This window comes from Yersinia rochesterensis, assembly GCF_003600645.1.
Taxonomy (GTDB): domain Bacteria; phylum Pseudomonadota; class Gammaproteobacteria; order Enterobacterales; family Enterobacteriaceae; genus Yersinia; species Yersinia rochesterensis.
In genome coordinates this window covers 717,025-741,072 of the sequence record NZ_CP032482.1, presented here as the reverse complement: position 1 = coordinate 741,072, position 24,048 = coordinate 717,025, and the positions used below count along the sequence as shown (strand labels likewise).

The window sequence follows — 24,048 nt, the reverse complement described above, 5'->3', positions numbered from 1 at the left end:
AAATTCCCCACACTCACAGAATGGTATCTTATGTTGTAAAAAGTTTTAATTTAGCTTTTTATATCGATAATTGCATTCTTCGGACGAAAAGCCGCTACCACTTTAGCATTGGTCTCTATATAAGGCCCATCCAGTAGTTGAATGCAATAAGGCACACTGGCAAAAATACCCGCAACGACAACCTTCGACTGAGCATCTTTCACTCCTTCAAGGGTCTCTTTGATAGATTTAGGCTGCCCCGGTAAGTTGATAATCAATGCCTGCTTACGGATAACCCCTACCTGCCGGGATAATATAGCGGTAGGGACGAAATGAAGGCTGATTTGGCGCATTTGTTCACCAAAACCCGGCATTTGCCGATCGGCGATAGCCAAGGTGGCATCAGGGGTGACATCACGCCTTGCCGGGCCTGTACCACCGGTGGTCAATACCAAGTGACACCCCATCTCATCAACTAATTCACACAGGGTTTGTTCAATCAGAGTTTGCTCATCGGGGATAAGGCGGGTTTCTATGTCAAAAGGAGTGGTTAACGCGCTTGCCAACCACTCTTCCAGTGCTGGAATGCCTTTATCCTGATATACCCCACTTGATGCGCGATCAGAGACGGAAACTAAACCTATACGCAATGTATTCATATAACTACCTCGACGAAAACCCTTTATCTGTGGCGAATAATAGCATACCCCATGTTACTGGAACTGCTGCTAGCCTCAGGTTATATACCCGTCATCCTTCAAATCTCATGTGTGTTCGCTGCCCTTGTTTACCCAAATCATTGAGTTATCTCAACCCATTGGGTTCACTCAGTTGCCAACTTCCTGCCACTCAAATTATTTAGGGTATAGGCAATAAAAAAGGCGGCTTACGCCACCTTTTTCGTCAAATAACTGCGGAGAATCAATCACCGCCAGTCAAATTACAGCAGGTCTGAGATCATTTTCTCAAGCTTGCCCTGATCAACAGCAAATTTGCGAATGCCATCAGCCAGCTTATCAATCGCCATTGGGTCCTGATTGTGCTGCCAGTAGAACTCAGCTTCAGTCAGTGGCGTAGGTTTAGCCTGAACTTCACCGGTATAAGACAATTTACGTTCTACCGGGCCTTCGCTTTCTGCTAACTCTTTCAGCAGCGATGGCGCGATAGTCAGACGGTCACAACCAGCCAGTTCGATGATTTCACCCAGATTACGGAAGCTTGCGCCCATAACGACAGTCTTATAGCCGTGTTGTTTGTAATACTGGTAAATCTCGGTCACAGAAACAACACCTGGATCTTCGTGTGGTGCGAACTCTTTTTTGTCGCCATTGGCTTTGTACCAGTCAAGAATACGGCCAACAAACGGTGAAATCAGGAACACACCTGCTTCAGCACAAGCACGCGCCTGAGCGAAGGAGAACAGCAGAGTCAGGTTACAGTTAATGCCTTCTTTTTCCAGCTGCTCTGCAGCACGGATACCCTGCCAGGTAGAGGCCAATTTGATCAGAATGCGGTCATTACTGATACCAGCTTCGTTATACAGTTTGATCAAGCGCTTAGCTTTTGCCACGCTGGCAGTGGTGTCGTAAGACAGGCGGGCATCTACTTCAGTAGAAATACGGCCTGGGATCAGTTTCAGGATTTCCAAACCAATATTAACCGCCAGTTTGTCAGTGGCATCCACGATTTGCTGAGCGTGATCGCTGCTTTGTTCGCGCGCCCAAGCAATAGCGTCGTCAATCAGCTTGCGGTATTCAGGAATTTGAGCAGCATTCAGAATCAATGATGGGTTGGTAGTTGCATCTTGCGGCTGATACAGCTTCATTGCCGCGATATCCCCAGTATCTGCTACTACAGTGGTGATTTGACGTAGGGAAGTAAGTTTATCGGTCATGTTGTCGTTTCTCATCGTTTGTGCATGAACTTTTGGCATGTCGCAACTTTTATGCTTGTCGAAAGAGTATATTGCCGAAATGGCGCTTTATCTCATTCGGAATGTTAGCCGTTTCGCAATATTAGCGATTTCGACACCTGCCTTGTCTTGATAATAACATGCGTAAGCCTTGGTGCAAGGCAGTTAAACTGATTAAAAAAACCGCAAAAGCGCAGTATTCGGTTCGCAACCGTTTTCGCCTTTCAAAACAGCGTGAAACCGGTAGGTTAATAGCAACTTTATCCATTCCTAACGTGCTGAGACGATTTAGCTAAACTATAGCATCTCTGACAAAGCAGCCCATCTATCTCTGCAATCGCCCAATCTTCTTTTCGCTGGCTGGCGCTTTTTGCTACAGTGTCTTATTTGGCTCATTAGGATGTCGTTATGCTTATTGTAATTTCCCCGGCTAAAACCCTTGATTATCAAAGTCCGTTAGCAACCAAGAAATTTACTCAGCCAGAAATGTTGGATAAGTCACAACAGCTTATCGAGATCTGCCGTGAACTGACCCCAGTGCAAATTAGCAGCCTAATGGGAATTAGCGACAAACTGGCCGGCTTGAATGCCGCCCGTTTCGGCGAATGGCAACCCAATTTTACCCCAGACAATGCGCGTCAGGCCATTTTGGCCTTTAAAGGCGATGTCTACACCGGTATGCAAGCTCAGGATTTCAGCGCTGCTGATTTTGATTTTGCCCAACAGCATTTGCGCATGCTTTCTGGCCTCTATGGCGTATTGCGCCCGCTAGACTTAATGCAGCCGTATCGGCTGGAGATGGGGATCAAGTTGGCTAATCCGCGCGGCAAAGATCTCTATTCATTCTGGGGCGACCAGATAACTGAGAAACTGAATCAAGCACTGGAGCAGCAAGGCGATAACGTGCTGATTAACCTCGCCTCTGATGAATACTTTAAGGCCGTGAAGCCCGCCAAACTGGCCGGCTCACTGATTAAACCGGCCTTTTTAGATGAGAAAAATGGCAAATATAAAATTATCAGTTTCTACGCCAAAAAAGCCCGTGGCCTGATGAGCCGATTTATTATTCAGAACAAGCTAACAAAACCAGAGCAACTGGTTGATTTTAATCTGGAAGGTTATGAGTTTGATGCTGGGTTATCGGCGAAAAATGAGTTAGTTTTTAAGCGGGCTGAACAGCACTAAAATGCAAAAAGGGCCAGTATGTGGCCCTCTGATTTTTATCTCTCAATGAGAGCAATTATTTCGGTAATGCCATCAAGAAAGTCCGCAGTTGCACAAAATCTGCCGGTAAATCATGAGATAACAAAGGTAATTGCGCCCGCACCGCCAGTGGTTTTGGCAGCGGTAATTCTTGGCCCAAAATCTCTTCAACACTTTCTTTGAATTTCGCCGGATGTGCCGTCCCGATGAATAATCCAAACTCCCCGTCTTGTAGCTGATCTCGCAACACACGATAAGCAATGGCAGCATGAGGTTCTGAGATATAGCCCAACTCCGCCAGCTCGCGCATGGTGTCTTTGGTGATATCATCACTGACCGCGCCGTAGCCCAATTCTTTTAATTGCCAGATTTTGCGACGATAAAGCTCTTCAACACGCGGCCAGTTATTCGGCTGACTGACATCCATGGCATTCGATAAGGTCGCTACCGTCTGTTTCGGCTGCCACTGCCCATTAACCAAGAAGCGCGGCACGGTGTCATTGGCATTGGTGGCGGCGATAAAGCGTTTTACCGGCAAACCTAAGGATTTCGCCAGCAAACCGGCGGTCAAATCACCAAAGTTGCCACTCGGCACGGAGATAACCAACTGGTTACGTGCTTCTTGCGGTAACTGAGCCACCGCTTCAAAGTAATAGCAAATCTGTGCCAGCAAGCGGCTGATATTAATCGAGTTAGCAGAGTTAAGGCTCAGTTCTTGTTTCAGTTCTTCATCATCAAAGGCTTGTTTGACCAGCGCCTGACAAGCATCAAAATCACCCTCAATGGCCACGGTGTGAATATTGCCACCCAGCGTACAGAACAGTTTTTCTTGCAGCGTGCTGATTTTGCCACGCGGATAAAGAATGACCACACGAACATTTTTCAGACCATAAAATGCATGGGCCACTGCCGCCCCGGTATCACCGGAGGTTGCTGTCAAGATAGTCACCGGCTGATCGCCTGCCACTTCAGCCAACATCTGCGCCATAAAACGGGCACCAAAGTCTTTAAAGGCTAATGTTGGGCCGTGGAACAGCTCCAGTACCGCGATATCATTCTCAACCTGAGCAACCGGAGCTGGGAACTCAAAAGCAGCCTGGACGCGCTTAGTTAAGACTTCCGGCGCAATTTCATTGCCGATAAATGCAGACAAGATACGGCTGCTGCGCGTGACAAAATCCAGATCCAACAGTTTATCAATTTCTGTCAGCTCAAACTCTGGCAACTCCAACGGGAAAAACAGCCCTTGCTGCTTGCCCAGGCCTTGCTTAATCGCTTGCGCGAAGCTGACCTGCTCGTTGTGATCTTTAAGGTTATACAGTTTCATGCGTTATCCCAGTAGTCGTGCGCCTGCGGTATCCAGACGGCAAATATGAACAAAACCTTCGTCGTTTTGCAGGTAATGATTTTGTAGCCAGTTAGCCATACGCTGTGCGGTTTCGGTATCATTGCAGACCGCAAACAGTGTTGGGCCAGAACCGGAAATACCACAGGCCAGCGCACCAATATCCTGCGCGGCTTGCCGTGCCGCAGCAAAGCCCGGCAACAATTGAGTGCGGTAAGGCTCGGCAATCACATCTTTCATCATTTTAGCAGCCAGATTTGGCTGCTGAGTGTGGCAGGCGTGAATGAATCCAGCCAAATTGCGCCCATGCGCGATACAATCCTGACGGCGATATTGTGCCGGTAAAATCGCGCGGGCCTCGGCGGTAGAGACTTTAATGCCCGGATAAGCCATTACCCACAGCCAGTCGTCAAATCCGGGGACTCCTTGACTGATATAGCCGGGCTGCTCGAGAATCAGCTGCATCCCGCCTAAATAGCACGGTGCAACATTATCAAAATGGACGCTACCGGACACTCGCCCTTCCAGCTCGCCCATCATGCCCAACAGTGTCACTTTATCCAGCGGCTGGCCACAAAACTCATTCATCGCCATCAAACCGGCCACCACTGAACAGGCGCTGGAACCCAGCCCTGAGCCAATCGGCATGTTTTTTTCCAGCACCATCGCTACCGGGATCTCTTTGCCCATTTCCTGACAAAAACGCTCCCAGCACTGGTAAACGATATTTTCTTTTGGGTCATCGGGCAATTTGCTGACAAAGCGGCCCTCGTTGCGCAAACTGAAGCTGTCCGCCGCGGTCACGCTGACACAATCGCCCAGCAGAGTGCCGTCGACCGGAGAGACTGCCGCACCCAGCACATCAAACCCAACGCTGACATTGCCAATCGATGCCGGAGCATAGATCTTAACCATATTTAAACTCCCAACTTCCATGATAATGTGCGTAAAAGATCAGCAAATACCCCGGCCGCTGTCACGTCATTCCCCGCGCCATACCCGCGCAGCACCAACGGAATTGGCTGATAATAGTGGGTATAGAAAGCCAACGCATTCTCGCCATTTTTAACTTTATACAGCGGATCGTTACCATCTACGGCATCCATCCGGACGATACAGCGCCCCTCTTCAATCACCCCGACATAACGCAGCACTTTGCCCTGTTCGGCGGCATTTGCCACCAGGCGACTAAACTCGGCATCCAGTGACGGCAAGCGAGCGAGGAAGCTATCTACATCGCCGCTGGCATCAAAGTTGGCTGGCAGAACTGATTCAACTTCAATATCTGCCAACTCCAGTTTGTACCCTGCTTCGCGGGCCAAAATCAACAATTTACGGGCGACATCCATCCCAGAAAGGTCATCGCGCGGGTCTGGCTCGGTATAACCCAGAGCTTTGGCCTGCAATGTGGCCTCGGATAATGTCATCCCCTCGTCCAACTTGCCGAAGATAAAGGACAGCGACCCTGACAGAATGCCAGAAAAACGCATCAGTTCGTCACCAGCATTAAGCAAATTCTGTAAGTTTTCGATAACAGGCAGGCCCGCGCCGACGTTGGTGTCATACAAGAATTTACGGCATGATTTTGCTGCTGCTGCGCGCATCTGACGGTAGTAATTCATTGATGAGGTATTGGCTTTCTTATTTGGCGTGACGACATGGAAACCGTCCGCCAGGAAATCTGCATATTGATCCGCCACGGCTTGGCTAGAGGTACAATCGACAATCACCGGATTGAGCAAATGATACTCTTTTACCAAGCGAATCAAGCGGCTGAGATTAAACGGCTCTTTCACTTCGGCCAGCTCGTGACGCCAGTTATCCAGCGCAATGCCGTGCACATTGGTCAACATGGCTTTGGAGTTGGCAATGCCGCACACGCGCAAATCTATATGACGCTGTTTCAGCCATGGCTGCTGGCGATAGATTTGTTCGATTAATGCCCCGCCGACCCCGCCGACACCAATGACAAACACTTCAATCACCTGATCGGTATTGAACAACATTTGGTGGCAAACACGCACCCCGGTAGTGGCGGAATCATTGCTGACCACCACAGAGATAGAGCGCTCGGACGAGCCTTGCGCAATCGCGATGATATTAATATTAGCGCGAGCCAACGCCGAGAAGAAGCGAGCTGAAATACCGCGCAGGGTGCGCATGCCATCACCGACGACCGAGATAACCGCCAGATGCTCCATAACATCCAATGGCTCTAAGAGGCCGTCTTTTAATTCCAGATAAAACTCTTCTTCCAATGCTTTGCGGGCGCGGATTAACTCGCTTTGTGGCACGCAAAAACTGATGCTGTACTCAGAAGAAGATTGGGTGATAAGCACCACTGAAATACCGCTGCGTGACATCACGGCAAAGACGCGGGCCGCCATACCGACCATGCCTTTCATTCCAGGGCCAGACACGTTAATCATCGCCATATTATTCAGGTTGGTGATGCCTTTAACCGGGAAGCCGTCATCACTGCTTTCACCACCAATGAGGGTGCCGGGGGCTTGCGGGTTAGAGGTATTTTTAATCAAGCAAGGAATTTGGAACTGAGCAATAGGGGCGATAGTGCGGGGATGGAGAACCGAAGCGCCAAAATAGGACAACTCCATCGCCTCCTGATATGACATCGATTTCAATAATCGGGCATCAGGTACCACCCGTGGGTCGCAAGTATAGACCCCATCAACATCAGTCCAGATTTCACAACAATCAGCGCGTAAACAAGCAGCCAACACAGCAGCAGAATAGTCGGAACCATTGCGCCCCAGCACCACCAACTCCCCTTTGTCATTACCGGCAGTGAAACCGGCCATCAGGATGATATGGTCAGTTGGGATCTTGCTAGAGCCGATGCGGTGGGTAGATTCAGTGATATCAACCGTAGATTCGAGATAATGGCCCTGTGCCAGCAATTTCTCGACCGGATTAATTACGCTAACCTGATAACCTTTGGCTTGGAATAATGCTTCCATGATAGCGATAGAGAGTTTTTCGCCACGGCAGATAATGGCGGCATTGATGCTATCAGGGCATTGGCCAAGCAACGAGATACCATGCAGGACGTGTTTGAGTTGCGCAAACTCATGGGCCACCAGCGCTTTTAAACGCTCATAGTCAAAGCCCGGTTGAGCATCAGCCAATCCCCGCAGCAACTCGGAAAAAATTCGCTCAGCATCGCTGATGTTCGGCGAGATATCTTGCCCGGCCACCATTTTGTCGATCATCGCGACCAGATGGTTGGTAATTTTCGCGGGAGCGGATAATACCGTCGCCACTTGTCCCTGCCGCGCATTACTTTCGATGATATCGGCAACCCGCATAAAGCGTTCTGCATTTGCTACTGATGTCCCGCCAAATTTCAGCACTCGCATTTCTGATTCTCTCCCGCTTTCGCGCTTTTTTTATCGCAAACTTTTTTGCAAAGATTTGATTGAAAAAAAAAGCCCGCACTGTCTAGGTGCGGGCTTTTTTCTGTTGTTTCCTGTACGCGTCAGCCCGCCCCGTAACCTGTGGTTTCGGTGGTGGTAATAATTGTTGTATTCAGGCTGATGTATAGCATTTCGTCTGTCTGTCTCATTAATAATATGTCTCTACCTCTATTGGTTAAAGCAATCGGCCTCTCAAGTCAAATTTTTTCAGTCGCCCAGCTCAAGAAACTAACCATTCCTAGGTGAGTTATTATTTCATCATGACAGCAGAATTCGGTTATATGCACAAATAAAAAACAAATAATGCAGACAATAAAACCATGAAACTACATTTAACCAACATAATATATTTTGCGGTTTTTTTTACTTAGCTGAGAGCTTTTCACTTAACTAAGATAGAGAAGACGGTGACAGATAATTGATATAATTTTTAAAGCGAGCAACAACGCTATCTTTTACAGGGCCGCTTTTCACCCAAGTGATTAAAAAAGAAACAAAAATAAAAACCTCGCCACCGCCCTTTACATTTAACTAACATTGATGATAATTCTTCTAATGTTTTTAGTCGAAATAGACCATTGATAAGAAAAGTAGGCTCATTGGTACTATGACGAAAGAATATTGATTTTTAACAATAAAAATCAACAAATTAGAAAATTCATTTTTTTGTTACGTCTGGCCTGCGATTTTTAATATTAATAACACTGAATCGACCACATAATTTAACCCACTTTGGCTTAAGCTGGTATTCTTGTAAGTCTTTTTCACAAAAGTGTTAACGTGCTACAATTGAATTTGATATATGTCAACAAAGCGTAGTTTTGTTGGGTGGTACATTCGGCTCACACTGTTATATTGCTGTTAATAGGGTTAGGATATGCGCCGCTTTTGTCACCTTTGGGGCTGTAGGGAGTAACACCCCGACCAAGCTAGTGATGTTGTTGACGTTGATGGAAAGTGCATCAAGAACGCGTTTACGTACTTTAGTCATGTGATGAACGGGATGACGAGTAACTAGTCAATAAAAATCCTAATATAACAAAGACTTTTGTACTTCCTATTTCTATTTTGTTGGCAATTTTAGGTAGCAAACATGCAGACCCCGCACATTCTGATCGTAGAAGACGAGATAGTTACTCGTAACACCCTGAAGAGCATTTTCGAGGCGGAAGGCTATGTTGTTCATGAGGCCAATGACGGCGCAGAAATGCACCACATTTTGTCTGAGAATGATATCAACTTAGTTATCATGGACATCAATCTGCCGGGCAAAAATGGCCTGTTGCTGGCACGGGAACTTCGTGAACAAGCAAGTGTTGCCCTAATGTTCCTGACCGGTCGTGATAACGAAGTAGATAAGATCCTTGGCTTGGAAATTGGTGCTGATGATTACATCACCAAACCTTTCAACCCGCGCGAATTAACCATTCGGGCACGCAACTTGCTGTCACGTACCATGAATTTGGGTAATGTTGGCGAAGAGCGCCGCTTGGTTGAGAGCTATAAATTTAATGGCTGGGAACTGGATATTAATAGCCGTTCACTGATAAGCCCTACTGGCGAGCAGTATAAACTGCCACGTAGTGAGTTCCGCGCCATGCTTCACTTCTGCGAAAATCCGGGCAAGATCCAATCCCGTGGCGAATTGCTGAAGAAAATGACCGGTCGCGAGTTGAAACCGCATGACCGTACTGTTGACGTGACTATCCGTCGTATTCGTAAGCATTTTGAATCTACGCCGGACACCCCAGAGATCATCGCGACTATCCACGGCGAAGGTTATCGTTTCTGTGGTGACCTGGAAGAGTAACTCTCTGACATGTCTACAATAAAAAGCCAGCACTCACATGCTGGCTTTTTTACCCGTCCTACTTCAAGCTGCATGTGTGTTGGCTGCTTTCGCTCACCCGAATCATTGACTGGCGTCAACTCATCGGGATTAATGAGCCTCATCCTTGAGGCTCACCCTGCGGGCTAGCATAAATGCTGTTCAAATAGGTTCCCGACCGATTTGTCTCTCAATTGCCGCCTTCCTGCAACTCGAATTATTTAGTGTATATACTCCCTATTTCTTATCTTCCCACGGCATAATAGGCACCGCGCTTATGGCGTTTTTCGGTGAACCGTCAACAATTCTGTCGGAGTAAGTCAGGTAAATTAAGGCATTACGTTTCGGGTCATAGAAACGAACTACCTGTAGCTTTTTAAAGACTAATGAAGTTCGCTTCTGGAAAACTACAGTACCGTCAGATTTCTTGTTCTTAATTTTGTCACTTAACTCAATCGGCCCCACTTGCTGGCAAGAGATTGCCGCATCAGAAGTATCTTCAGCTAACCCTAAGCCCCCTTTGATACCACCGGTTTTTGCCCGGCTGATATAACAAGTTACATTTTTAACATCGGGGTCATCAAAGGCCTCAACCACGATCTTATGGTCAGGCCCCAGTAATTTAAATACCGTGTCAACCGAGCCAATTTCCTCTGCATGGGCCATTATTGATCCCAAAGAAAGTATGCAACCAAGGAATATCCAATTTTTTTTCATACACTTACTCCAAACCACTGAATAACGTTATCTAATGTTAAAAGATTTCGCTAATAATAAAATACTGGTTAAAAAGTCACTTTATAAATCTTAGATGCTTTTTTAACACACAATGGCAGTAAATTCTTAAGCAGTCGGGAACATAAAAAGTTGCTACTATGCGCCAGAGCTATTCTTTTCATATGACTAATACCCTAAATTTAGGCCGCTTTACGAGGAAGATCTATGGATCAAGCCAGTATCATTCGTGATTTGCTTAGCTGGCTAGAAAGTCATTTAGACCAGCCTTTAGCATTGGACAATGTCGCCGCCAAAGCAGGTTATTCAAAATGGCATTTACAGCGAATGTTCAAAGATGTCACCGGGAATGCTATCGGTGCGTATATCCGTGCCAGAAGGCTGTCTAAAGCCGCTGTCGCATTGCGATTAACCAGCCGCCCTATTCTGGATATTGCTCTGCAATATCGTTTTGACTCACAGCAAACTTTCACTCGTGCTTTTAAGAAACAGTTTGCGCAAACACCTGCGTTGTACCGCCGGGCTGAAGATTGGCATTCAGCCGGAATATGTCCACCGATTCGGCTAGGGGAATATACGCTACCTCAACCAGAATTCATTACTTTACCTGAGCAGCATTTGGTGGGGCTAACACAGAGCTATTCTTGTACTCTTGAGCAAATATCGACTCATCGTACTCAATTGCGATCGCATTTCTGGCAACAGTATCTTGGTGACGCAGACCATTTGCCGCCCGTACTTTATGGCTTACATCACTCCCGACCAAATCAGGAGAAAGATGATGAGCAAGAGATTTTCTACACTACCGCCATTGAGCCACAACATGTGCCGGGTAATGTGCAGGAAGGGCAACCGGTTATCTTACAAGGTGGCGAATATGTGCAGTTTAGCTATGACGGGCCACTAGAAGGGTTGCAGAACTTCATCCTGACACTGTATGGCACCTGTTTACCACAGTTAGAATTAACCCGTCGGCGTGGATACGATATCGAGCGATTCTTCCCTCAAGGGAAGCCGAAAGATGGGCCTCCGGCCTCACTCAAGTGTGAATATCTCATTCCTATCAAGCGTTAACGCTGTAGCTCATCCAGTGCTGGCATATCCAAGTGGGCGGTATCGCCAGCACTTTCAATGACCCAACCCGAAGCCAGCCATGGGCTTTCCTGATAATCAACCCGTGATAGCGAACAGTTGCGCAAACGCAGCCGCCGTTCAGCATGTGCGGGCAACCCCAGCAAAGTGCTCAATAAGCAGCCCAGCGCCATACCGTGACTGACTAGTAATGGCTTACTACCCTCAGGTAACTCTCGGCAACTATTCAGGGCCGCATGCATCCGCCGCCCTAATTCGGCCATCGACTCACCTTCAGGAATTCGAGCACCTTCTGTGCCATTGACCATCTGCTTGCGCCACTGCTCTTCTTCCGGCGTTAAACTTTCTATCGGGCGCGTTTCCAGCACGCCCATGTTCAGTTCACGCAGACGTGGATCTTCGACTATCGTGAGCCTACAAGCATCGGCAATAATTTGGGCCGTTTGCTTTGTGCGCCCAAGGTCGCTGGTAATAATATGGGTGATCCCTTGGCTGCGAACCCGTTGCGCCACCAACTCTGCCTGACGAACTCCAGTGTCGGTCAGTGGACTGTCCGATTGGCCCTGAATGCGGCGTGCCGCGTTCCATATAGTTTCGCCGTGGCGCACGAGATATACCTGTAACATGTCATTTTTCCGTTATACTGCGTGAAATAAACACAAAACTTTCACATGGATTCTTAACTCATTATGTACCATGTTGTTGCCGCAACTACCAACCCTGCAAAGATTAAGGCTATCAGCCTCGCTTTCGATGACGTTTATGGCCCCAGTCAGTATCGCATTGAGGGTGTCAATGTCGATAGCGGTGTTCCCTTACAACCCATAGGCAGCCCTGAGACGCGCACTGGCGCCAGACAGCGCGTGCACAATGCCCGTCAAGTGCGTCCTGATGCTGATTTTTGGGTTGGGGTTGAAGCCGGTATTGAAGATAATATGACCTTTGCGTGGATGGTAATTGAACACTTGCAGTTGCGGGGAGAATCCCGTTCTGCCAGCTTGATGCTGCCCGATATTATATTGCAAGGGATTCGCCAAGGCCGTGAGCTGGGCGACGAAATGGCAGATTTAACCGGAATATCGAATGTAAAACACCGAGGTGGTGCCATCGGCATTTTTACCGACGGCAAATTGACTCGCACCAGTGTTTACCATCAAGCGCTGCTGCTGGCGCTGGTTCCCTTTCATAATGAGATTTACCAGCGCCCAGCGCTGTAGGGTTAAGTATTGGTCTGCGGCTTATTTGTTAACGACTTACTTTGTTAACTATTTATTGGTTAATAACTGGGCTTCAAGCCAGCTCTTTAACTCTGGAGGTGCGGCTTTCAGGCTATTGGAGCCGCGCGTAATAGTCGCAATCCCTGCGCCCAACTGATTCTTGAGTTCCCGCTGACTTAATTCCCCCCGCATTAACTCCTCAATAATACGCACTCGCGTCCCTAAAGCAGTGCGCTCATCAGGTGTCAGCATCAATTGCAGTAGCGGTAAATGGAGGTCTTGCGCAATGGCGTCTTGTAGCAACGCAACAAAAGTCAGCCAGTGCTGATTATCTTCAGTCGACAGATTCGGATCGGTCAATCGTAGTTTTGTCATGATAGGAAAAGCCGCCATACTATTTAACTAGTACAACAGCTTATCATAACCTCAGATATAGCCAAAGAACTTGGCGTTGCGGCAGGTGTAGCTAACACCGCCGCAGCGTCAAGGACGACTAGCCCCCTCAAAGTCATTGGCGTTGCGGCAAGGCAGCAAGCGAGCAAACCCCGATGAGCTTACTCCAGTAAGTGATTCGGGTGAGCAAGCGCTGCTAACACCGCCGCAGCGTCAAGGACGAAGAGGATCAGTAGCGCCGCTGCCACTCGGCATCACTCAGCACCTTAGCCGGGCGATTCATAAAGTGACGATAAAAAGCATCATACGCCAAGACGTTTTTTACATAGCCGCGCGTTTCTGAGAACGGAATGCTTTCGATAAATGCCACGGCATCCACCTGTCCACTGCTATTTCCCAACCAGGTATTCACCCGCGATGGGCCGGCGTTATAGGCTGCACTGGATAAAATCCGATTGCGCCCAAATTGCTGATAAACCTCTTCCAGATAGCTGGTGCCAATCTCAATGTTAGTGACAGGGTCGAGCAACTGGCTGCTGTTCACATAACCGGGGATGTTATTCAGTTTGACCGTGTGTTCCGCAGTCCGCGGCATCACCTGCATCAGACCTGCCGCCCCGACGGGCGATTGTGCTTTCGGGTTCCAGGCACTTTCCTGACGAGCTATTGCCATTGCATAACTTGGAGTTATTCCTTTGCCTTCAGTCGCCTGACGGAATTCTTTTGGCCAAGCCAGTGGGAAGCGCTCTTCCAGATGATCCCATAATTTGGCCACAATGGTCGCCTGAACACTCAAGTCAGCCCATTTTTGGTCAAATGCATAGCGCGCCAGTGCTTCCTGCTCCGGTTTGCTGCGGCTGGCGACCAAATAGCTCCACTCATTGCGGGCCAAATTGTCCATATTCCAATACATTAACTCGCGCACCCGGGCAATTTCAGGCCGCTGCGCCAGTGAAGCATCAGGTTTGGTGGCCACTTCAACATTAATCGGGTAAGGCACCCCCAGTTTTTGCGCGGCGACCATCGGATAGAAACCGCGCTCCTGCATCAGGCTACGCAGAATGGCTTCGCCCTCGGCTTTCTTACCCTGCTCCAGCAACAATGTGGCACGCCAGTAGCTCCACTCATCTTTATTTTGTGCCTCTGCCGGTAAACGGGCCATCCAGGCCGCTAATCCTTGGCGATCGCCGGTGCCCAGCGACATACGGATGCGGCGCTCCAGCAACGGGGTGGAATGGCTACGCAAAGTGACTTGATCACGCCATTTGGCTTGCTCGTAATTCGCATCATTGCCCATTAGACGCCAGGCCACTGCTTCTTCCAGTTCCAGCTTCTCGCTGTCACTCATTTTTTGCAGCCGCGCCAGCGTTGGGATCATCGCACGCGCATTTTCCACGTCCTGCCGTGCCAGCCGGGTAAAGGCAATGATAGTGGCTGAGCGGGTAAAATCTGTCGGCCCGACAGTTCGAGCAAAACTTTCGACACTGGCCGGGTCACTTTGCAATTTTGCCAGTGCCGTGCCCATGGTCTGATAATCGGCTGGCAGTTGCTTGAGTAAGTAACTCACCAAACTGGCATTACCTTCTTTCAGCGCCAGCTTCATACGCGCCAATGTTGCCAATGGGGTTTGATGCCCGGCTTGTTGCCAGACACTGAATAATTTATCGCAGCTACCCGGTAGCGTCTGGCCGTTGAGCCAAATCTCGCTGGCACCATCCCAGGCGACTTGCTGCTCGCCAGTGGCCCATTTGGCATAGTAATAATTACAGCGAGCTACCGCCGGTTTAGGGGCTTGTGGACTGAACGCCAATAACCCGCGCCAATCCTCACGACGCGCCAGCTCGTTAACAAAACGGGATGATAGCGAACTTGCTGGCGGCAATGTGGGGTTCCGAGTCAGAAAATCGGTCACTTGCGCCGCACTCAATTGGCTTAAATCTTGCGTTAACTGGCGGTATTCCAGATACGGATACAGCGGATATTCACGCAATGTGGGCATCAGTTGCGCCACGGTATCCATCTGATTGCTGTCCCAAGCCAGTTTAACTTGCTGATAGCGTTGCCGTTGGGCATCAATGGAGTCGGCAAATGCCACTCCTGAGGTCGTCACCAGACACACGCCAATCGCCAGATATCGCCACTTGTCCATACTCACTGTTTCCTCACTGGTTGTTGGCTACTGCATTTTGCTTACCGCAACTTCTGATTAGCATAGTCATGATTAGTTCCGGCAGCAGGACATACTAACTAAGAGTTTCACCTGATAGCCAGCGATTACACCTACAAATGGGCAAGGATAATTAATCTTTCTGAGTGATGATTGAAATGATGGATGATATTCAGGACATTGGGAAATATAAGTCACAGAAAAATTTTCTTAGAATTAACTTATTATTCAATATGTTATTAGATAATTATGACCGATAATTTCGATTTTATTATCTCAGATCAAGACGCTATTTTGATAAAAATCTACTATCCTTGCTTAATATAACTATGTTGATATAAACATATCATTCAGAATCATTTTTTTGTCTTTTAATAAAAATCAAATAATTTAGGAGCAGGATTTTTCACGGAAGAGCATTTGCTGCCCTGCGCCGTTACCTCGACGGTAATGAGATGAAAAACAGATAGATTTCAGATTTTTAATTTTTAAGAAGGTTCTTTCAATGCAAAATTCATCAAACCCCAAACCCGCCTCGCCGCCAGAAGGCCAGGCTTGGTATCAACTCACTGTGGAAGAATCTTTGCAGCAGCTAAAAAGCCGCGAAGAAGGGTTAAGCCAACAAGAAGCCGAAGAACGCCTTAAACAATACGGCCCCAATGCACTACCCGCAAAAAAAAGTAAGCACCCGCTACTGCAATTTCTCGCTCATTTTAATGATGTCCTGATTTACATTCTATTAGCTGCTGCGTTAGTCAAAGGCCTTATGGGCCACTCGGTCGATACCATTATCATTCTTTGTGTCGCCGTCATTAACGCATTAATTGGTTATGTTCAGGAAAACAAAGCCGAGAAGTCACTGAAAAGCATCCAAAATATGCTCTCCAGTAAAGCTGTGGTCATCCGTGATGGCAATGCAAAAACCATTGATGCACAGGATTTGGTGCCGGGGGATATCGTCACATTGAAACCGGGGGATAAAATCCCGGCTGACTTACGGTTACTCGAAGCTCACAACCTCCAGATTGAAGAAGCTATCCTGACCGGTGAATCAACCGTGGTTGAGAAGCAAATTGGGGTGATTGAAAATGAATCAGTGATTGGCGACCGCAAAAACCTGTTGTTCTCGGGCACCACTATCAGTGCCGGTACAGCAAAAGGCGTGGTCATCGCCAGTGGCGGTGATACCGAACTGGGTCATATCAACCAAATGATGTCGACGGTTGAAGCCACCCGCACCCCACTGCTGCAACAAATGGACCGCCTGGGTAAAGCGATTTTCATCCTGATTCTGGTGATGATGGCATTCTTATTTGTCTTCGCCTTTATCCTGCGCGACCTGCCAGTGGATGAGTTGTTGCTGGCGCTGATAAGCCTGGCTGTGGCCTCGGTTCCTGAAGGGTTACCGGCCATTATTTCGATTATTCTGTCTTTGGGTGTGCAAGCAATGGCGCGTAACCGCGCGATTATTCGCAAGCTGCCAACGGTAGAAACCTTGGGTGCCATGACCGTCGTCTGTTCCGATAAAACCGGCACCCTGACGATGAATGAAATGACCGTCAAAGCGGTGATTCTGGCTGACAATTGCTACCGGGTCACCGGTGAAAGCTATGAGCCAGTGGGTAACATTTATCCGGAAGGCAGTGACCAACAAGCCGTTCTCGCCGGGCCGTTAAAAACATTTATCACTGCGGTGAATTTATGTAATGACAGCCAGATTCAAAAGAATGACCAAGGCCATTGGATTATTGTGGGCGGCCCCACCGAAGGCGCACTGAAAGTCTTGGCGGCCAAATCAGGTATTGAACTGGGCCAGGTGACTCAGCACGGTAAAATTCCTTTCGATTCTGCCTATAAATACATGGCAACCAGCCATCAGGTTGAGTCTGAAAGCTGTATCTTCCTGACCGGCGCACCCGATGTGCTGTTTACTTTCTGCCAGCAAGAACTGACGGATAAGGGCGTAATTCCTTTCCGTCGTGATTACTGGGATGCCGAGATGACGCGCTACACCCAGCAGGGCCTGCGCATGTTGGCGGCGGCTTACCGCCCAACAGAACAGACTGTCAGCGAGTTAGAACACAGTGATATCCAGCAAGGCATGGTGTTTGTCGGCATCGCTGGCATGATGGACCCACCGCGCCCTGAAGCTATCGACGCCATTGCTACCTGCCAACAGGCGGGGATTCGCGTGAAGATGATCACCGGCGACCATCAGGAAACCGCGATGGCGATTGGTGCCATGCTGGGCATAGGCAATGGGAAAGACTCCATTACCGGTGGCCAGTTGGAGCATATGGATGATAAAGAACTGGCCGAAGCAGCCGTTCGCTATGATATTTTTGCCCGCACCAGCCCTGAGCATAAACTGCGTCTGGTCAAAGCATTACAAGAGAAAGGCGAAATCGTCGGGATGACCGGCGATGGCGTGAACGATGCACCGGCGCTGAAACAAGCCGATGTGGGCATTGCCATGGGTATCAAAGGCACCGAGGTAACAAAAGAAGCCGCCGATATGGTGCTGTCAGATGATAACTTCGCCACCATAGCCCACGCGGTTGAAGAAGGCCGCCGGGTCTACGATAACCTGAAAAAAACCATTCTGTTTGTGTTGCCGACTAACCTGGCGCAAGGGATGTTAATCATTTTTGCTATCTTGGCTGGTGCGGTGATTCCGCTAACGCCACTGCAAATCCTGTGGATAAACATGGCCACCTCCACCACACTTTCCTTCGGTTTGGCCTTTGAACCGGCAGAAAGAGGCATCATGCGCCGCAACCCACGTGACCCATCAAAACACGTGTTAGACGGCCATGCCATCTGGCGTATCGCGTTTGTCGGCACCTTGATTGCGTGCAGTGCATTCGCCCTGGAAGCCTATATGGAACCACGCGGCTACAGCACTGAATTTATCCGCACCGTGTTGATGCAAACCTTGGTAACCGCGCAGTGGATTTACATGTTTAACTGCCGTGTGATGGATAGATTCCCGCTGAACAAAGAAGTGTTTGTTAACAAGGGATTGTGGTTAGTTTCTGGTGTGCTGATTCTATTGCAGTTAGCTATTATCTATCTGCCGTTTATGAACACCGCTTTCGGTACCGAGCCATTACCGGCTTATTACTGGGGCATCACACTGTTGGTCTCTATCGCCATCTTCTTAATTGTAGAAGTCGAAAAATGGGTCATCGGGCGCTTCAAACGCGGCTAGAATCCTATCTGATATCAATCAGTTATCCAATCAAGCCCGGCTATTCCGCCGGGCTTTTTTTATGCATCGCAAAGATAACTTAAGATAAATCTCACATTGCGGATGCCACCAACGGGAAGCGCAAAAAATGAAGGCGGCAAACGAGGAAATCCCGATGAGCTGACACTGGTCAGTGATTCGGGTGCGTGAGAGCAGCCAACACCCCTGCGACTTGAAAGATGACGGGTATAGTAAAACGGGCTACACTCCGCACCAGATATCCTAATAAAAACTGATCTAGAGAGGCTGAGGCAACGTGGCTCAATACGTCTATTCTATGCATCGTGTCGGTAAAGTAGTTCCACCGAAACGGCATATTCTGAAAAACATCTCCCTGAGTTTCTTCCCTGGGGCAAAAATTGGTGTGCTGGGTCTTAACGGCTCCGGTAAATCCACCCTGTTGCGCATTATGGCTGGCATTGATACTGACATTGAGGGTGAAGCGCGCCCACAACCCGGCATCAAAATCGGTTACCTGCCACAGGAACCAAAACTGAATCTTGAACAAACAGTGCGCGAGTCGGTTGAAGAAGCCGTCGGCGAAGTGAAGCGCGCCCTGACCCGTTTAGATGAAGTTTATGCGCTCTATGCCGATCCTGATGCTGATTTCGATAAGTTAGCGAAAGAGCAAGGTGAGCTAGAAGCCATTATTCAATCCCACGACGGTCATAATCTGGATAACCAGTTAGAACGTGCGGCTGATGCTCTGCGTTTGCCACCTTGGGATGCAAAAATTGCCAATTTATCCGGTGGTGAGCGCCGCCGTGTCGCCATCTGCCGCCTGCTGCTGGAAAAACCAGACATGCTGCTGCTGGATGAACCGACCAACCACTTGGATGCTGAATCCGTGGCATGGCTGGAGCGATTCCTGCATGATTATGAAGGCACTGTGGTCGCCATCACCCATGACCGTTACTTCCTCGATAACGTCGCGGGTTGGATTCTGGAGTTGGACCGTGGTGAAGGTATTCCATGGGAAGGCAACTATTCCTCATGGCTGGAACAAAAAGACGCCCGTCTGGCGTTGGAAGCCTCTTCTGAAGCTGCTCGTCGTAAATCTATTGAGAAAGAGCTGGAATGGGTTCGCCAAAACCCTAAAGGCCGTCAGGCGAAAGGTAAAGCGCGTCTGGCTCGCTTTGAAGAACTTAACAGCGTTGAATACCAAAAACGTAACGAAACCAGCGAGTTGTTTATTCCGCCTGGCCCACGTTTAGGTGATAAAGTGCTGGAAGTTGAGCATCTGAGCAAGTCTTACGGCGACCGTGTGCTGATTGACGATTTGACCTTTGCGCTGCCAAAAGGCGCGATAGTCGGGATCATCGGGCCGAACGGTGCGGGTAAATCCACCCTGTTCCGCATGTTATCGGGCCAGGAGCAACCGGACTCCGGCACAATCTCACTGGGTGATACCGTGCAATTGGCCTCGGTTGATCAGTTCCGTGACAACATGGATGGCAGTAAAACCGTGTGGGAAGAAGTTTCCGGCGGTCAGGACATCATGAAGATCGGCAACTTTGAAATTCCAAGCCGCGCCTATGTTGGCCGCTTTAACTTTAAAGGCATTGATCAGGGCAAACGGGTGGGCGAACTGTCCGGTGGTGAGCGCGGCCGTATCCATTTGGCCAAATTGCTCCAGGTGGGCGGCAACATGTTGCTGCTCGATGAACCGACCAATGATCTGGACATCGAAACCTTACGCGCGCTGGAAAACGCCTTACTGGAATTCCCAGGTTGCGCCATGGTTATTTCCCATGACCGCTGGTTCCTTGACCGAATTGCCACTCACATCATCGATTATCAAGATGAGGGTAAAGTGGAATTCTTCGAAGGTAACTTTACTGAATACGAAGAGTGGAAAAAACGCACTCTGGGTGCCGAAGCACTGGAACCACACCGTATTAAGTATAAGAAAATGACCAAATAGTTTTTGATTATTATCTAGACTAAGGGCCTGCAATTGCAGGCCTTTTTCATAGGAAAGGGGCCTATCTATCACTCAAGATATTTCCAGCCCTTGCACATAATCCTCAAATACCGGGTGCCCAATCACCACATCTATAAAGCAACTGAGTGCTGGAGAGTTCAGCTTGCGGCTCGGGTAGACCAAATACAGCTCATTTCCCTCCGCTTGCCACTGTGGCAAAACTTCAATTAACTGCCGACTGGCGACCACTTCGCGGCTTAGAAATGCGGGCAATAGCGTAATCCCCCCGCCATTCAGCGCACACTCACGGGCATATAACAAATTATCAGTCACATGCAGCGCAGGAACCTGCCAGCGATAAAACTCATCTTCATAGCGTAAAATCAGCGCCTGCCAGGCACGATGGGCAATGCAGCGGTGGGTATCGAGCTGACGTGGATGAAGCAATGGCGGGTGTTGGGCCAGATAAGCGGAGGAAGCCAAAAGATAACGCGGCGCGTATCCTAATCGCCGACCAATCAGTGACGAATCCTGCGGTTTACCGGTGCGTAGCGCCACATCAAAGCCGTCCTCGACCAAATCAACCATAGTATCTGACACCAAAACCTCCAGCAGAACATCAGGATATTGCTGCTGAAAATCTGTCGCCAACTGTGCCAACAACGTTGCTCCCAGCCCTGCGGGGGTCGAAATACGCAGACGGCCGCTGGGGTTGTCTTTCAGCCGTTGCAGTGCCAAGTCCGCACGTTCGGCGGCTTGCAGCATCTCCTGGCAATGCACCAGATAGCGCTCACCGGCAAAAGTCAGGTTCAACTGACGGGTGGTTCTGTTCAATAAGCGAATCCCCAAATTCTGCTCGAGCTGACTCACCCGCTGGCTGACGCTAGATTTAGGTAAACCCACCATTGCGGCGGCGCGGGTGAAGCTGCCGCATTCCGCGACCTTGGCGAACAGCGCCATATCCTGTAATTGCTTAAACATAATTGAGTTGCTTAAACATAATTGTTTATCTCAGGCGAACACTGCGTTATTGATTGTCCATCTTATCACTCTGCTTAGAAAGGTCTAGACTCAGTGGATAGGCTAAACAGGAGCAGGAAAATCACCATGTCAATTAAAGCTATTGCGGTAAATCCGCAACAACCCGCTGATTTTATTGAAATCACTTTAGATTCCCTCACGCCCGGCGCATTTGATTTGCTGGTTGAGGTCAAAGCCGCTTCCATCAATCCGGTGGATACCAAGGTTCATGGCGGTCTGAAGAAAAATGGTCTGCCACAGCCGCGCATTCTGGGTTGGGATGCCGCCGGTGTGGTGGTCAGTGTGGGTGAGAAAGTCACCGGTTTCCGTGTCGGTGACCAAGTTTGGTATGCCGGTGATATCACCCGCCCCGGCAGCAACGCCACTCAGCAGTTGGTCGACGCCCGCATTGCCGCCCATAAGCCGCGCTCATTGAATTGGGCACAGGCCGCCGCCCTGCCGCTAACCGCCATCACCGCGTGGGAAGCGCTGTTCGAACACCTGAAAATTCAACAGGCTAGCGCGGATCAAAGTCTGCTAATTATTGGTGGAGCCGGTGGCGTTGGCTCCCTGGCAATCCCTCTGGCGGCCTTGCGCAGCCCGGTCAAAGTGATTGCGACTGCATCACGCCCAGAGTCAGCCGCCTGGTGTCTTGAACGCGGTGCCGACCTGACAGTGGATTACCGCGACCTGAAAGCACAGTTAGCAAAAGAAGGCATCGATAAAGTTGATTATATTCTTTGCCTGAATGATACCGACGGGCACTGGCCCGCTATCAGTGAATTGATCGCGCCGCTGGGGCAAATCTGTACCATTGTGGAAAACGAAAAACCGCTGGATCAGAATCAATTGAAGCTGAAAAGCGCCGCCCTGCATTGGGAATTTATGTTCACCCGTAGCATGTTTTCGACGCCGGATATTGCCCAGCAAGGGGAAATTTTAAAGCAAGTCAGTCAGTTAGTGGATGAGGGTAAACTGCAAGGTACTCTGAGTGAAACACTGCATGGCCTGACGGTTGAGAATTTGAAAGCTGCCCACGCGCAAGTCGCAGGCGGGCATATGCAGGGTAAAATCGTGATTGCCTATTAATGATCCTACCCTTCCCGCGCTTCAGTCAATACTGAGGGGCGGGCAAGTCTTTGCAAATCGGCGGCCAATAACTGTTGCACCAGTTCAACACAGCGCAGGAAGCGCGTATCGTAGTCCGCCGATTCAACATGGACATATTCTATGTTATTGCTGCGTAGCATCTGCTCGAGTAAGGTCTGGAAAGATTTGCGGTCGCGGTCACTGCCCAAGCTCCGCAAACCATCAGCCACCCACGGCGTATTGTTTTCCAGCAAAATCACCAGATCAAAGCGATATTCATCAATCAGCGCCTGGACAAATGGGTGCTCCCGCCCTTCATATTTCTTACAAAATGCCTGCGTGGTGACAAAATCGGTGTCAATGAATGCTACTTTATTGGCATATTTTACCGCAAAATCAACATATTGCGCCTGCCCCAGTGCAATTTTGTCATAGTCGGAATATTGCAGCGCCATCTCATCGCCGCCCAAATGAGAGAAAACATAGTCACGGCCATATTCCCACGCACTGGTGGTGTTGAAAATGTTTGCTAACTTATTGACTAAGGTGGATTTTCCACTGGATTCGCCCCCCAATATCGCCACGGTGCGCACGAAAAAGGGCTTCACTTCGGTCGGAATATAATCCCAATAGCGGAAAGGATCACGGCGGATCTGGCGGCCACTGATATTCATAAAGGAGCGCTGCGGATCAATCAGAATAGTTTCAATGCCAAACTGCTCATTATAGTGCGGCGCATCTTGGCTTTCACTGGAGTAAATGAAGTTCGGTACTATGCCTTTCTCATTCATAAACTTTTTGACGCCGTGGCTCCAGACATCCCAACCATGGGGATAAGGCTCAATACCATGCTCGTCAAATGAATGAATATGGATATTTTTCTGATACTTAAAAGTTTGTAATAACCAGCGCAAGCGGTCGCTGACTGTCGGCTGCTGCGACATAGAACTGTTCTCGAACAACTCGCGATCACGGGGTTCATCGAAGCAAAGGATAATATGCAGCTCATCAACCTGGCTACAAGCGCGCTGAATAAGATAGATATGGCCAGTATGCAGTGGGTAAAATTTACCAAACACTACGCCGACTTTTTTCTCGCGGCGCGGAAATTCCAGCTCAAGGTAGCGGTGTAGGGCTTCTAGCTTTTGTGCACTGGGGCTTTTGATTTTGTCATTGAGTAGCTGGCTTAAATAACCTTTGGTCATGCCGCTGGCATCAGCCACCTGCTGTAAAGTACAGCCTTTTTGCTTAATTGCTGTTTTGAGATAGTCGAATTGCAGCATACCGCCTCCTTGTTTAGCGCACTAAACAAAAATAACACAGTATGCGGCAAAATGAACACGACTATAATCAAAGTAATTCGAGTTTCTGGACACATGCAGCTTACTGTTTCTCATGATTGTTTCTGGTTTATATAAAAGACATAGGTTTTTAATACATTTCATATTGATTCATCCCCC

General features: G+C 48.8%; 20 protein-coding genes and 1 other annotated feature. Of the genes, 7 read left to right on the top strand and 13 right to left on the bottom strand.

All coding sequences use genetic code 11. The annotated features are described in order from the left end of the window. Positions 1–50: 50 nt before the first annotated feature. Both mog and tal read right to left on the bottom strand, forming a co-directional pair. Complete coding sequence (gene mog, locus DXZ79_RS03495) at positions 51–638, bottom strand: molybdopterin adenylyltransferase (protein ID WP_038636442.1); 588 nt, start codon at positions 636–638, stop codon at positions 51–53. 281 nt (positions 639–919) lie between these two features. After that, positions 920–1,873 carry a transaldolase gene (tal, locus tag DXZ79_RS03490; protein WP_038636445.1) on the bottom strand — a complete coding sequence of 318 codons (954 nt, stop codon included), beginning with the start codon at positions 1,871–1,873 and terminating at the stop codon, positions 920–922. 426 nt (positions 1,874–2,299) lie between these two features. Here tal and yaaA point away from each other — a divergent pair, with 426 nt between their 5' ends. After that, on the top strand, positions 2,300–3,076 hold the full coding sequence (yaaA, locus tag DXZ79_RS03480) for a peroxide stress protein YaaA (protein ID WP_050291582.1): 777 nt from the start codon (positions 2,300–2,302) through the stop codon (positions 3,074–3,076). Positions 3,077–3,131: 55 nt separating this feature from the next. Here the strand turns inward: yaaA and thrC are convergent, their stop codons facing one another. From thrC to yjjY, 5 genes are all read right to left on the bottom strand, one after another. Further along, positions 3,132–4,421: a threonine synthase gene (thrC, locus tag DXZ79_RS03475; protein ID WP_038636451.1), complete on the bottom strand. Its 1,290-nt coding sequence runs from the start codon at positions 4,419–4,421 to the stop codon at positions 3,132–3,134. Positions 4,422–4,424: 3 nt separating this feature from the next. Next, positions 4,425–5,354 carry a homoserine kinase gene (thrB, locus tag DXZ79_RS03470; RefSeq protein ID WP_038639828.1) on the bottom strand — a complete coding sequence of 310 codons (930 nt, stop codon included), beginning with the start codon at positions 5,352–5,354 and terminating at the stop codon, positions 4,425–4,427. A 2-nt stretch (positions 5,355–5,356) separates the two neighbouring features. Further along, entirely contained in the window at positions 5,357–7,816 is a 2,460-nt protein-coding gene (gene thrA / locus DXZ79_RS03465; protein WP_038636454.1) for a bifunctional aspartate kinase/homoserine dehydrogenase I, read from the bottom strand. 62 nt (positions 7,817–7,878) lie between these two features. Continuing rightward, positions 7,879–7,997 (bottom strand) — a sequence feature (Thr leader region). After that, positions 7,936–8,004, bottom strand: coding sequence for a thr operon leader peptide (thrL, locus tag DXZ79_RS03460; RefSeq protein ID WP_099528731.1), 69 nt, complete (start codon positions 8,002–8,004; stop codon positions 7,936–7,938). Its footprint overlaps the feature before it by 62 nt. A gap of 719 nt (positions 8,005–8,723) precedes the next feature. Next, complete coding sequence (gene yjjY, locus DXZ79_RS20890; protein WP_004706054.1) at positions 8,724–8,864, bottom strand: YjjY family protein; 141 nt, start codon at positions 8,862–8,864, stop codon at positions 8,724–8,726. Between the two features lie 102 nt (positions 8,865–8,966). Here yjjY and arcA point away from each other — a divergent pair, with 102 nt between their 5' ends. Next, a complete protein-coding gene (gene arcA / locus DXZ79_RS03455) occupies positions 8,967–9,683 on the top strand; it encodes a two-component system response regulator ArcA (RefSeq protein ID WP_004389406.1) in 717 nt (238 codons plus the stop codon). A 255-nt stretch (positions 9,684–9,938) separates the two neighbouring features. Here arcA and creA read toward each other — a convergent pair whose 3' ends face one another. Then, positions 9,939–10,418, bottom strand: coding sequence for a protein CreA (creA, locus tag DXZ79_RS03450; protein ID WP_038636458.1), 480 nt, complete (start codon positions 10,416–10,418; stop codon positions 9,939–9,941). 225 nt (positions 10,419–10,643) lie between these two features. Between creA and robA the strand changes: the two genes are divergently transcribed. After that, positions 10,644–11,510: an MDR efflux pump AcrAB transcriptional activator RobA gene (gene robA / locus DXZ79_RS03445; protein ID WP_038636461.1), complete on the top strand. Its 867-nt coding sequence runs from the start codon at positions 10,644–10,646 to the stop codon at positions 11,508–11,510. Here the strand turns inward: robA and gpmB are convergent. Continuing rightward, positions 11,507–12,154, bottom strand: a complete 648-nt coding sequence (gene gpmB, locus DXZ79_RS03440; RefSeq protein ID WP_038636464.1) for a 2,3-diphosphoglycerate-dependent phosphoglycerate mutase GpmB — start codon at positions 12,152–12,154, stop codon at positions 11,507–11,509. The genes robA and gpmB overlap by 4 nt on opposite strands. A gap of 63 nt (positions 12,155–12,217) precedes the next feature. On the opposite strand from gpmB, the gene yjjX reads away from it, so the two are divergent. Then, positions 12,218–12,745 (top strand): inosine/xanthosine triphosphatase, encoded by a 528-nt coding sequence (yjjX, locus tag DXZ79_RS03435; RefSeq protein ID WP_038636466.1) that lies wholly within the window; start codon positions 12,218–12,220, stop codon positions 12,743–12,745. A 48-nt stretch (positions 12,746–12,793) separates the two neighbouring features. Here yjjX and trpR read toward each other — a convergent pair whose 3' ends face one another. Both trpR and sltY read right to left on the bottom strand, forming a co-directional pair. Further along, entirely contained in the window at positions 12,794–13,120 is a 327-nt protein-coding gene (trpR, locus tag DXZ79_RS03430; protein WP_038636470.1) for a trp operon repressor, read from the bottom strand. Between the two features lie 247 nt (positions 13,121–13,367). Continuing rightward, the gene (gene sltY, locus DXZ79_RS03425; protein WP_120011112.1) at positions 13,368–15,287 is read right to left on the bottom strand and encodes a murein transglycosylase; all 1,920 of its coding nucleotides are present in this window, start codon (positions 15,285–15,287) and stop codon (positions 13,368–13,370) included. Between the two features lie 523 nt (positions 15,288–15,810). Between sltY and DXZ79_RS03420 the strand changes: the two genes are divergently transcribed. Both DXZ79_RS03420 and ettA read left to right on the top strand, forming a co-directional pair. Further along, entirely contained in the window at positions 15,811–18,516 is a 2,706-nt protein-coding gene (locus tag DXZ79_RS03420) for a cation-transporting P-type ATPase (RefSeq protein WP_038636475.1), read from the top strand. A 295-nt stretch (positions 18,517–18,811) separates the two neighbouring features. Then, entirely contained in the window at positions 18,812–20,479 is a 1,668-nt protein-coding gene (ettA, locus tag DXZ79_RS03415; protein ID WP_038636479.1) for an energy-dependent translational throttle protein EttA, read from the top strand. Positions 20,480–20,551: 72 nt separating this feature from the next. Here ettA and DXZ79_RS03410 read toward each other — a convergent pair whose 3' ends face one another. After that, positions 20,552–21,460 (bottom strand): LysR family transcriptional regulator, encoded by a 909-nt coding sequence (locus tag DXZ79_RS03410; protein ID WP_038636481.1) that lies wholly within the window; start codon positions 21,458–21,460, stop codon positions 20,552–20,554. Between the two features lie 126 nt (positions 21,461–21,586). Between DXZ79_RS03410 and DXZ79_RS03405 the strand changes: the two genes are divergently transcribed. Continuing rightward, positions 21,587–22,588, top strand: coding sequence for a zinc-binding alcohol dehydrogenase family protein (locus tag DXZ79_RS03405; protein ID WP_038636484.1), 1,002 nt, complete (start codon positions 21,587–21,589; stop codon positions 22,586–22,588). 5 nt (positions 22,589–22,593) lie between these two features. Here DXZ79_RS03405 and nadR read toward each other — a convergent pair whose 3' ends face one another. After that, complete coding sequence (gene nadR, locus DXZ79_RS03400; RefSeq protein ID WP_038636487.1) at positions 22,594–23,871, bottom strand: multifunctional transcriptional regulator/nicotinamide-nucleotide adenylyltransferase/ribosylnicotinamide kinase NadR; 1,278 nt, start codon at positions 23,869–23,871, stop codon at positions 22,594–22,596. Between the last annotated feature and the right edge of the window lie 177 nt (positions 23,872–24,048).